General features: G+C 68.3%; 6 protein-coding genes. All 6 read right to left on the bottom strand.

Annotation, left to right across the window (positions count from 1 at the left end; all coding sequences use genetic code 11):
• Positions 1-53: 53 nt before the first annotated feature.
• Positions 54-2,456, bottom strand: a complete 2,403-nt coding sequence (locus tag ABIS05_RS04515; protein ID WP_348011838.1) for a beta-galactosidase — start codon at positions 2,454-2,456, stop codon at positions 54-56.
• A 40-nt stretch (positions 2,457-2,496) separates the two neighbouring features.
• Positions 2,497-3,114, bottom strand: coding sequence for a 2-dehydro-3-deoxy-6-phosphogalactonate aldolase (locus ABIS05_RS04510; RefSeq protein WP_348011837.1), 618 nt, complete (start codon positions 3,112-3,114; stop codon positions 2,497-2,499).
• A 1-nt stretch (position 3,115) separates the two neighbouring features.
• Positions 3,116-4,018, bottom strand: a complete 903-nt coding sequence (locus tag ABIS05_RS04505) for a 2-dehydro-3-deoxygalactonokinase (protein ID WP_348011836.1) — start codon at positions 4,016-4,018, stop codon at positions 3,116-3,118.
• 2 nt (positions 4,019-4,020) lie between these two features.
• Positions 4,021-5,169 (bottom strand): galactonate dehydratase, encoded by a 1,149-nt coding sequence (gene dgoD, locus ABIS05_RS04500; protein WP_348011835.1) that lies wholly within the window; start codon positions 5,167-5,169, stop codon positions 4,021-4,023.
• A gap of 354 nt (positions 5,170-5,523) precedes the next feature.
• A complete protein-coding gene (locus ABIS05_RS04495) occupies positions 5,524-7,941 on the bottom strand; it encodes a response regulator (protein ID WP_348063216.1) in 2,418 nt (805 codons plus the stop codon).
• The coding region (locus tag ABIS05_RS04490) for a response regulator (RefSeq protein ID WP_348011833.1) at positions 7,938-12,084 on the bottom strand (4,147 nt) is incomplete at its 5' end. The genes ABIS05_RS04490 and ABIS05_RS04495, both read right to left, overlap by 4 nt.

Here is a 12,084-nt window from a genome sequence, read left to right as displayed (position 1 = left end):
CCTACAAATCGAATGTCCGGGCTTAACTATCCGGATTTCGAATACGTCCGAGCTCAGGGTTCGATCACTGAACGCCGCACCGTCAGCAAACGTGCACCGCGCAATTCGGCAATTTGCGTCTGACCGGCGGCGAAGACGGGGCGGTGGGCGGCATCGATGTAGATCGGCGCGTCGGCCCGCAGCGGCAGCACGCTGAGTTGCAACTCGGCGCCCGGCCTGAGCGCGAACTGGCGCAGGCCGATCTCCCAGCGCTGGCCGTTGTAGTACCAGTCGTCCAGCATCTGGGTGTCGGCGAAGACGCGGCCGATGTCGCCGACGAAGTCCAGCTGCAGCAGCACGTCCTCGGCCTGGGGCGCGAGCTCGGCGGGCAGCTCCAGCGACCAGGTCGCCGCGTTGGCGAAGGCCTCCGGCACGGGCTGCACGGCTGCATTGGCCAGGCCGCCCTTCAGGATGCGCGGCGCATTGCCGGCCTTGCGGGTGGCGCTGATGTGCAGCGTCGGCTGGGCGTTGTCGCCCGCCAGCTCCAGGCGTTGCAGCAGGCCGTCCTGCTTGACCTGCAGGCCGGCCGCACGCGGCTTGGGCAGGGCCGGGAAGACGGCCGCGCTCAGCGACTGCGGGCCCACGCCGCGCAGTTGCAGCTTGCCGTCGGCCACCCAGGCCTGCTGCTCGCTGAAGACAAGGCGGCGCTGGCCGGCGATGTCCAGCACGCTGAGTTGCTCGACCTGCTCGGGGGCCAGCAGCAGCACGCTGACGGCGCGGCCCTTGCTGGTGCCGTCCGTGGTGCCGATGCGCTGCAGGCTGGCATCGGGCTTGAGTGTCTTCACGCCGTCCGGCAGCGCGAACTCGGCGGGGATGCCAGCGGTCGTTGCAAAGACATGCACGATGCCCAGCGCACCCGCGTCCACCCGCGTGACCGGCTGGGCCGTTGCGTAGCGCAGCTTCACGCCGTCAAGGTCCAGGCTGATCGGCCAGATGAAATAGGCGCCGTTGGGAATGTCGACCGGCGCGCTCGGCAGCGTCACCGTGCCGCCCGGCAGTTGCACCTCGAAGCGCACGCCGAGCTGGGCCGGCACGGCGTACTGGCGCACATGGTTGTTGAAGAACAGGAAGCCGCTGTCGCCATGGTTGCGCACGGACCAGCGCGGCGTCTGCAGGTCGGCCGGCGTGGCGGGCGAGCGCTCGGGCTGGCGCACCGTCATCGTCGCCAGCGCGGCGCCGTAATCGCGCAGGAAGTAGTGGAAGGGGCGCAGCTTGGCGAGCACCGGGCGCTGCTGGCCGTCCGGGCCCAGCGGCGCCTGGAAGTCGTAGCTGATGCGCGGCGTGTCGTTGTCGCCGCCGCTCAGCGTGCTTTCCTCCAGGCCGGTGCCCCCCACGCTGACCGGGTTGCGGCCGCCGTGGAACATGTAATAGCCCAACAGGTTGACGCCCGAACCGATCTGCACCGGCAGCATGGCGGCGATGTCGTCGGGCGACACCAGCGTGCGGCGGCGGTACATGGCCGGCAGGCCGGGGCCGTATTCCGCGCCGAGGAAGGGCACCTTGTCCTTGTCGGTCTCGGCCGTGCCGGCGCCGTGCGACTTGGTCTGCGCGCCCAGGTCGCCGCTGACGCGGGTGTTGAAGCGGAAGGCGTGCGTCTCCTTGGGCGGCAGCTCTTTCGTACTCGCTGCCCAGGGCTCATCCGGGTAGCCGCCGAACACGGGCGTGACCTCGCCGGACGGGTAGACCGTGCCGTCCCAGCCGGTGACGGTGTACAGCGGCACATCCATGCCCGCCTTCAGCGCCAGCGCCTTCAACGCACTGATGTGTTCCTCGCCGCGGCCGGCGCCGCGGATGTTGTATTCGTTCTCGATCTGCACGCCGACGACCGGGCCGCCGTCCTTCCACAGCAGGCCCTTGATCTGCGCGCCGATCTCGGCGTAGAGCTTCTCGACATGGCCGAGGTACTCGGCGTCGTTGCGGCGCGTGGGCATCTTGTCGACGACCCAGTCGGGGATGCCGCCGTAGCGCGACTCACCATGCGCCCACGGCCCCAGGCGCACGACGACCTTCAGGCCGGCGGCCTGGGCCAGTTGCACGAAGCGGCGCAGGTCGCGGTTGCCCTTCCAGTTGAAAGCGCCCGGCTGCTCCTGGTGGTGGTTCCAGAACACATAGCTGGCGACGATGTCGATGCCGGCGGCCTTCATCAGGCGCAGCTCGGTGTCCCATTGCGCGGCAGGCGCACGGCTGTAGTGGTACTCGCCCATGACCGGCAGCCAGGGTTTGCCGTCTTGCAGCAGGTACTGGTTGTTGGCCGCCAGCGTCTCGCCCTTGGGCGAGGTCGCCGTGCCGAGCTTCAGGTGCCCGGTCAGCGGCGTGGCCACCGCGGCGCGGGCGTCGAGCTTGAGGGTGTCGGCAGCTGCGACCGGGCCAAGCGCGGCCAGCAGCAGCGCAGCGCCCAGCGTGCGGATGCGGTTCATGGCAGTCCCCGGTCGTTGTTGTTTTATGCGTGGCGCGTCGTCAGAGCGCGCGCCAGGCCTGCACGAAGGCGCGTGCGCGCTCGGCGACCTGGGCCGCCGACAGGCCGGGCGCGTACAGCGCCGAGCCTAGCCCGAAGCCGGACGCGCCGGCGTTCTTGAAGACGGCCATCGTGTCCGGCGTGATGCCGCCCACCGGCAGCAGCCGCAGCTCGCGCGGCAGCACGGCGCGCATGGCCTTCATGACGCTCGGCGTCACCAGTTCGGCCGGGAAGAGCTTGACCGCGTCGGCACCGGCGTTGACGGCTGCGAAGGCCTCGGTCGGCGTGGCCGCACCCGGCACGCAGAACAGGCCACGGGCCTTGGCGTCGCGGATGACGGCCACGTCGGCATGCGGCATGACGATGACCTTGCCGCCGGCCGCTTCGACATCGGCCACGGCCTGAACGCTCAGCACCGTGCCAGCGCCGACGACGGCATCCGCCGGCATGCGGCGCGCCAGCCGGGCGATGGAATCCAGCGCGTTGGGTGAATTCAGCGGCACCTCAATGACGCGAAAGCCTTCGACGTAGAGCGCATCGGCAATCGCCTCGACCTCCTCGGGCTTGACGCCGCGCAGGATGGCGACGAGGGGGAGGTGTTTCAGGGCGGCGTCGAGCATGTCAGGTCAGTTGGAGGGTTTGCGCCAGCTGCCACAGGCCGGCGGGCGCGGTGTTGTCGAGTTGCAGCGGTGCCGCGTGGCCGAGGTGATGCAGCGCCTGGGCGTAGCGGCCACACAGCGCCGGGTCGCCAATGAGCGCCAGCCGCTGCGGCGCGCGTTGCAGCTCGCTGGCGATCTCGTGGCCGATCAGCAGGCCGGAGAGGTAGTCGGGCAGTTGCTCGGGCGCCAGTTGCTTGAACAGGCCCAGCGTGCGCACGGCGAACAGCTGGTGCGCGAGGCCGCCCTCCTCCTGCGCAGCACCCACGCCCTTCAGGAAGGCCTCGGGCGACGCGGGCGAACTGCCGTCGGACGGCATCAACCGCGACAGCACCGAGTGCTGGCGCAGCAGCGCGAACAGCTCGCCCGTCATGTGCGTGGCAAAGCCCGTCACCCGGCCGGCGCTGACGCGCGCCCACTTGGAATGCGTGCCCGGCAGCACCAGGCAGGCGTTCTCGGCCAGTTCGGGGTTCAGCGCCAGCGCGCCGACGATCTGCGTCTCCTCGCCGCGCATGACGTCGGGCTGGGCCGCGTCGTCCACCAGGCCCGGGACGATGCTCAGTGCGTCGTCGATGGCCAGCGCCTGACTGGCCAACGCAGCGGCATCGGCCGGGCAGCGCACATAAGCCGCCTCGCGCCAGCCGTGCTGGCTGCCGACCATGCCGCAGGCGAGAAGTCTGAGCTTGGGGTGATCGGCTCGCCAGTCGCCCACCAGGTCGGCGAGCGCGCGCGCGAACACGTCGGCGCCGGAAAGCGTCGAGGCACCATCGTTGGACTGGCGCGTCTCCAGCACAGCACCGTCAGCGCCCAGCAGGAAGGCGCGCAGCCGCGTGCTGCCCCAGTCGAGCGCAATGAGCCGGGCTTGCACCATCACCACTCGGCCACAGAACCGTCAGCGTGGCGCCAGACCGGATTGCGCCAGTCGGGCGGGTTCCTGGCGGCCTCGATGACGCGCTCTTCATCGATCTCGACACCCAGGCCCGGCTTGCGCAGCGGGTTGATGAAGCCGTTCTCGATGCGGAAGTCGTCCTTGTTCTTGACGAAGTCCAGGAGCTCGGCACCCTGGTTGTAGTGGATGCCCATGCTCTGCTCCTGCAGCACGGCGTTGTGGGAGACGAAGTCCACAGCCAGGCAGGAAGCCAGCGCCACCGGGCCCAGCGGGCAATGCGGCGCGAAGGCGACGTCGTGAGCCTCGGCCATGCCGGCGATCTTGAAGCACTCGGTGATTCCACCGGCATGCGACAGGTCGGGCTGCACGATGGAAATGCCACCGGCCGCAAACAGGCGCTTGAAGTCGAAGCGCGAGAACATGCGCTCGCCGGCCGCCAGCGGGATGGAGGTGTGCTCGGCCAGGCGCGGGTAGTACTCGGCCTGCTCGGCCAGCACCGGCTCTTCGACGAACAGCGGCCGGTAAGGCTCCAGCGCCTTCAGCAGCGGCTTGGCCATCGGTGCGGCGACGCGGCCGTGGAAGTCGATGCCGAACTCGATGTCATGGCCGAAGGCCTCGCGGATCTCGGCGATGCGGGCCACCGCCTCGTCGATCTTGCGGGCGCTGTCGACGATGCCCATCTCCTCGGTGCCGTTCATCTTGAAGGTGTCGAAGCCGCCCTCGCGCAGCCGCTTGATGTCGGCGATAACGTCGGCCGGGCGGTCGCCGCCGACCCAGGAATAGACCTTCATCTTGTCGCGCACCAGGCCGCCGAGCAGCTCGTAGACCGGCTGGCCCATGACCTTGCCCTTGATGTCCCACAGCGCCTGGTCGATGCCGGCGATGGCACTCATCAGGATGGGGCCGCCACGGTAGAAACCGGCGCGGTACATGACCTGCCACAGATCGTTGATGCGGGACGGGTCCTGGCCGATCAGGTAGTCCGACAGCTCGTGCACGGCAGCCTCGACGGTGCGCGCGCGCCCCTCAATGACCGGCTCGCCCCATCCGACGACACCCTCGTCGGTCTCGATTTTCAGGAACATCCACCGCGGAGGCACTCGGTAGGTCGTCAGCTTCGTGATTCGCATGGGCTCATGGCTCGTTCAGGAACGCCACGAGCTTAGGAGGGCCATCTAGTTCTGAAATATTGTTTCTTTCGCTTGGTTTATATCCAGTTCGTATAGAACGACGCGCCATCTCAGCGCGCAGTGCCGTGCCACCCTGCCGATTCAAAGGGTTAACCCTTGTCAAACAGGTGTAAACCCTTATACTGAAGCTGTTTCAACAATCAACAAAGGGAAAAGAAATGGAACTGCTCATCATCACTTTGGCCTTCTCGGCCGTCGCCATCGTGGCCCAGTTCGCCGACTTCATGAGCCGCCGCGCAGCCGCCAACGCCATCGGCGTCTGAGCCTCCCGGCGCGACGGCGCCGATGCAGCCCCTAATTGGGGCGCGGACGGATCTCGTCGATCAAGCGGCGAACGTCATCGAAATCAAACGGCTTGAGCAGGGCGCGCACATTCGGGCCGAAACCGCTCAGGTCGTTGCCCATCGGGTAGCCCGATGAGAACACCACCCAAGCGTCGGGCGCACGCTGCAGGATGGCTCGCGCCAGCTCCACGCCCGACATGCCGGTGAGGCTCACGTCGGAAATGACGAGGTCGAACTCCTCCGGCACATAGTGGGCCAGTGCCTCCTCGGCGCTCGCATAGGCCTGGACCTTGAGCCCCTCCTCCTCCAGCAGCCAGGTGATCTGCTCACGCAGGTCGTCGTTGTCCTCCACGAAGAGGGTGCGCAGCCGCCGGCCCGCGCGCCGCCCGAGTTGCGCCACGGTGCGCACGAACTCGCCGGGCGACACAGGCTTTTGCAAGCAGCGCTGGTAGCCGGCGTCCAGCGCGGCGTCGCGGTCTTCCGTGCGAACGAAGGCGGTGACGGCCAGCGCCGGCAGCGTGTCGGCGTCCAGGCCCAGGTCGCTGCGAACGCGGCGGATCAGGCCATAGCCGTCGAGCTCCGGCATGCCGAGGTCACTGAGCAGCACCTCGAAGCGATGCACCGCCAGCAGCGCCAGCGCCGCATGCGCGGACTGCGCCGTCGTGACGACAGCGCCCTGCTCCGACAGTAGGCGTGCGTGCACCTCCAGCACATCGGCGTGGTCGTCCACCACCAACACGCGCAGCCCGGTCACAGAGCCGTCACCGCCGTCGCCACCGTCGCCGGCCGGCTCGTGGCTGGCGGGGTAGTCGCGCGGCAGGGCGGCGTGGCTGGCCCGCGGGAAGCGCACGACGAAGGCGGAGCCCTGGCCGGGCCCTTCGCTGCGCGCCGACACCTCGCCGCCATGCAACTCGGTCAGGTTCTTGACGATGGACAGGCCCAGCCCCAGGCCGCCGTGTACGCGCGCGGCCGTGTCGTCGGCCTGGCTGAAGCGGTCGAACAGCTTCGGCATGAACTCCTGCGCAATGCCCTGGCCGGTGTCGCTGACGCTGAGTTCGACCGTCGTCCGATGGACTGCCGTCCCGAGCGTGATGGTGCCGCCGGCCGGCGTGAACTTCATCGCGTTGGTGACGAGGTTCATGACGATCTGCGTGAGCCGGCTCGCGTCGCCCAACACCTCGGCCGGCTCGGCGGCGGCCTGCATCACGATGACGTGCCGGCGCGACTGCGCGGTGGGTCGCGCCGTCTCGGCGGCGCCGTGGACGATCTCGTTGAGGTCCACGTGCTGCATGTCCAGGCGCAGCTTGCCGGCAATGATGCGGCTCATCTCCAGCAGGTCGGACACCAGGAAGGACTGCGCCTGCGCGTTGCGCGCGATGGCCTGCACGCCACGCTGCATCGTGCTCGCCTCGATGCCGGGCTGGCTCAGCACATTGGCCCAGCCGACGATGGCCGCCAGCGGCGTGCGCAGCTCGTGGCTGACGGCGGCGATGAATTGCTCCTTGGCATGCGCTGCGTGCTCGGAGGCGCTGCGCGCGGCCTGCTCGGCGGCCAGCAGCTGATCGCGTTGCACCTGTAGGTCGCGGCGGTCGGTGATGTCGTGAAAGTAGATCGACAGGCCGTCTTCGGACGGGTAGCAGTGGAACTGCAGCCAGCGCTCCACGCCCCCACCGACCTCGGCCTCGAAGGACACGGCCTGGCGCTCGCTCGTCGCGCGCCCGAACTGGGTGTCGAGCACGTCGTCGCCGACGATGCCCTCGAAGCGCTGCCCGGTCAGCTCGCCGGCATGCCGCCCCAGCAGCTGCGCGCCCTGCTCGTTGGCGTAGCCGATGAGGCCGTCGTGCTCGATGAGGAGCAGGCCGTCGGTGATGCTGCTCATCATGGCCTGCAGCTTGCGGTCGGCCAGCAGCAGCGCCTCGGAGCGTTCGCGCACGCGCCGCTCCAGCGTCTCGTTGAGTTCGCGTAGGCGCTCCTCGGCGCGGCGGCGCTCCTCCACCTCGGCGAGCAGCGCGACGTTGGCCCGTTGAACCTGCAACGTCTTGCGGTGCAGCTCGGCGAACACGGCCACCTTGGAGCGCAGGATGGCCGGGTTCACCGGCTTGCTGAGGTAGTCCACCGCGCCGGTGCCGTAGCCCTGCAGGCGGTGCTGGTCCTCGTCGAAATAGGCGGTCATGAAGATGATGGGCAGGTGCGCCGTCTTCTTGCGCTCCTTGATCATCTGCGCCAACTCGATGCCGTTCATGTCGGGCAACTGGATGTCCAGCACCATGACGGCGAACTCGTCGGTCATGAGCGCGCGCAGTGCCTGGTCGGCCGACTGGGCGCGGACGATGCGGTAGCCCGGGTCGTCCAGCACCGTCTCCAGCACGAGCAGGTTGGCGGGCTCGTCGTCGACGATGAGGATGTTGGTGGGCGCTTGCACGATCATCGATGCAGCCACACACGCATCAGCGACAGCAACTGCGCAGTGTTGACCGGCTTGGAGATGTAGTCACTGGCGCCGGCTTCCAGGCATTTCTCGCGGTCGCCCTTCATGGCCTTGGCGGTCAGGGCCAGCATGGGCAGGTTGCGGAAGTCGGGGTTGGAGCGGATCGCGCGCATGGTTTCGTAGCCGTCCATGTCGGGCATCATGATGTCCATCAGCACGAGGTCGAGGTCGGGCGTGTGCTGCACGATCTCGATGGCCGTGCGGCCACTGGTGGCGGTCATGACCTGCATGTCCTGGTTCTCCAGCAGCGTCGTCAGCGCAAAGATGTTGCGCGCATCGTCGTCCACCACGAGCACGCGGCGGCCGCGCAGCATCTCGGCGGCGCCGTGCAGCTTCTGCAGCACGGCCTGCTTGTCCGGCGGCAGCTCGCTGACCACGCGGTGCAGGAACAGCGCCGTCTCGTCCAGCAGCCGTTCGGGGCTTTGCACGTCCTTCAGCACGACGCTCTTGGCCAGCATGCGCAACTGCTTGCGCTCGGCGTCGGACAGGTCCTTGCCGGTGAAGACGACGACCGGCACGCGGGCCAGCGCCGGGTCAGCATGGAGCTGCTGCAGCAGACCGAAGCCGTTGACGTCGGGCAGGCGCAGGTCCAGCACCATGCAGTCGAAGCGCTGCTCCTGCAGCAGCTGCAGTGCCTCGGCGCCGGTGCCGACAGCCACCAGCTCGATGTCCTGGTGGCTCAACAACTCGACGATGGCGCTGCGCTCGATGTCGTTGTCTTCCACCACCAGCAGCCGGCGCGTGCGCGGCTCGGTGAAGTCGCGGATGCGGTCCAGCGCCGCCTCCATGCCCTCGCTGGTGGACGACTTGACGAGATAGGAGAACGCCCCGTGCGCCAGGCCGTGGTTGCGGTCCTCCTCGGCGACGCTGAAGATCTGCACGGGGATGTGGCGCGTGGCCGGGTCGAGCTTGAGCTGGTTGAGCACTGTCCAGCCCAGCATGTCGGGCAGGAAGATGTCCAGCGACACGGCGGTCGGCAGGAAGCGCCGCGCCAGCTCGAGGCCCACGCCGCCCTTGAGCGCGACCAGGCCCTTGAAGCCGCGGTCTCGCGCCAGCTGCAGCACGATGCGGGCGTAGTGCGGGTCGTCTTCGATGATGAGCAGCACCGGGTCGCCGTCGACGATGCCGTCACGGTCGTCGGCCACCTGAGCCTCGCGCACCAGCGGCACGGTGGCGCGCATGTGCAGCGCGGCCTCAGGTTCGCCCGCCGGGCGCGGCGCGCGGGCGCTGTCGCCACCGACGAACTGCAGCGGCAGGAAGAGCGTGAAGGTGCTGCCCTCGCCGTGGCGGCTGACCAGCTTGATCTCGCCGCCCAGCAGCGCTGCCAGTTCGCGGCTGATGGCCAGGCCCAGACCGGTGCCGCCGTACTTGCGCGAGGTGCCGGCATCGGCCTGCTGGAAGGCCTCGAAGATGAGGCGCTGCTTGTCGGGCGGGACGCCGATGCCGGTGTCCTCGACCGCGAAGGCCAGCACCTGCGGCGCCTTCGCCAGCACGGGGTGGTCGCTGCTCCAGCCCTCGCGCGCCAGGCTCACGCGCAGCTCCACGTGGCCATGCGCCGTGAACTTGACGGCGTTGGACAGCAGGTTCTTCAGGATCTGCTGCAGGCGCTTGGCGTCGCTCTCCATGCTGCGCGGCAGGTCGTCGGCAAACAGGATGCGCAGCGGCAGGTTCTTTGCCTCGGCGAAGTGGCTGAAGTTGCGGTCGATGCTGTCTCGCAAGGACCCGAAGGCGATGTCCTCGATTTCCAACGTCACCGTGCCCGATTCGATCTTGGACAGGTCAAGGATGTCGTTGATGAGGTGCAGCAGGTCGGAGCCCGACGAGTTGATGTTGCGCGCGAACTCGATCTGTTTGCCGCTGAGGTTGCCGCCGTTGTTGACGGCCAGCTGCTGGCTCAGGATGAGGATGGAATTCAGCGGCGTGCGCAGCTCGTGGCTCATGTTGGCCAGGAACTCGCTCTTGTACTTGGACGTCATCGCCAGCTCGGCGGCCTGGTCTTCCAGCGCGTGGCGGGCCTGCTCGACCTCGGCGTTCTTGCGTTCGACCTCCTCGTTCTGCTCGGCCAGCAGCCGCGCCTTGGTGCCGAGCTGCTCGTTGGTCTCCTGCAGCTCGCTCTGGCGCGATTGCAGCTCCACCGTCAACTGCTGCGACTGCGACAACAGCGACTCGGTGCGCATGGTCGCCTCGATGGTGTTGAACACCGCGCCGATGCTCTGCGTCAGCAGCTCCAGGAAGGCCAGCGAGCCGCTGCTGAAAGGCTGCAGCGTCGCCAGCTCGATGACGGCCTTGGTCTGCCCCTCGAACAGCACCGGCAGCACGATGACGCTGACGCGCGCCGCACGGCCGAGGCTGGAGGAGATGGAGACGAAGTCCGACGCGATGTCGGCCAGCAGCACGCTGCGCTTCTCCAGCGCGCATTGGCCGACGAGGCCTTCGCCCAGCTCGATGGAGGGCAGCAACGCCACGTTGCCGGACTGCGCGTAGCTGGCCAGCAGGCGCAGCCGCGGTTGCTCGGGCCCTTGAGCGCCGGCCAGGTGGTAGATGGTGCCCTGGTGGGCCTGCACCAGCGGCGCCAGCTCGGTCAGCAGCATCTGGCTGACCGTCTTCAGCTCGCGTTGGCCCTGCAGCATGCCGGTGAACTTGGCGAGGTTGGTCTTGAGCCAGTCCTCCTCGCGGTTGCGCTCGGTGGTCTCGCGCAGGTTGGAAATCATCGTGTTGATGTTGTCCTTGAGCTCGGACACCTCACCCTTGGCGTCCACCTGGATGGCGCGCGTCAGGTCGCCCTGGGTCACGGCGGTGGCCACCTCGGCAATCGCGCGCACCTGAGTCGTCAAGTTAGCGGCCAGCAGGTTGACGTTGCCGGTCAGGTCCTTCCACGTACCGGAGGCGCCGGGCACGTGGGCCTGGCCGCCCAGGCGCCCGTCCACGCCCACCTCGCGGGCCACGTTGGTGACCTGCTCGGCAAACGTGGCCAGCGTGTCGGTCATGTTGTTGATGGTGTCGGCCAGCGCCGCCACCTCGCCCTTGGCCTGCACGGTCAGGCGCTGCGTCAGGTTGCCGTTGGCCACGGCCGTGACGACCTTGACGATGCCGCGCACCTGCTCGGTCAGGTTGGAGGCCATGAAGTTGACGTTGTCGGTCAGGTCCTTCCAGGTGCCGCCCACACCGGCCACCTTGGCCTGGCCGCCGAGCTTGCCCTCGGTGCCCACCTCACGGGCTACGCGCGTGACCTCGCCGGCAAAGGCGTTGAGCTGGTCGACCATCGTGTTGATGGTGTCCTTGAGCTCCAGGATCTCGCCCTTCACGTCCACCGTGATCTTGCGGTTCAGGTCGCCCCGCGCCACGGCCGTGGTCACCTCGGCGATGTTGCGCACCTGGGCCGTCAGGTTGGCGCCCATGGTGTTGACCGAGTCGGTCAGGTCCTTCCACGTGCCGCCCACGCCGGGCACCACGGCCTGCACGCCCAGCCGCCCTTCGGTGCCCACCTCGCGGGCCACGCGCGTGACCTCGGACGCGAAGGAGCGCAACTGCTCCACCATCGTGTTGATGGTTTCCTTGAGCTGAAGGATCTCGCCGCGCACGTCGACGGTGATCTTCTTGGACAGGTCGCCGTTGGCCACCGCGATGGTCACCTCGGCGATGTTGCGCACCTGGTTGGTCAGGTTGCTCGCCATCGAGTTGACGTTGTCGGTCAGGTCCTTCCAGGTTCCGGCGACGCCACGCACCTGCGCCTGCCCGCCGAGCTTGCCGTCGGTTCCCACTTCGCGGGCCACGCGCGTCACTTCCGAGGCAAAGCCGTTGAGCTGGTCCACCATGATGTTGATGGTCGACTTCAGCTCCAGGATCTCGCCGCGCACGTCGACGGTGATCTTCTTGGACAGGTCGCCGTTGGCCACGGCGATGGTCACCTCGGCGATGTTGCGCACCTGCCCCGTCAGGTTCGACGCCATCGAGTTGACGTTGTCCGTCAGGTCTTTCCAGGTGCCGGCCACGCCCTCCACGGCCGCCTGCCCGCCGAGCTTGCCGTCGGTGCCTACCTCGCGCGCCACCCGGCTCACTTCGCCCGCAAAGGCGTTGAGCTGG

It is taken from the genome of Roseateles sp. (assembly GCF_039929605.1).
Lineage (GTDB): Bacteria > Pseudomonadota > Gammaproteobacteria > Burkholderiales > Burkholderiaceae_C > Pelomonas.
This window is presented reverse-complemented; position numbering and strand designations above follow the sequence as displayed.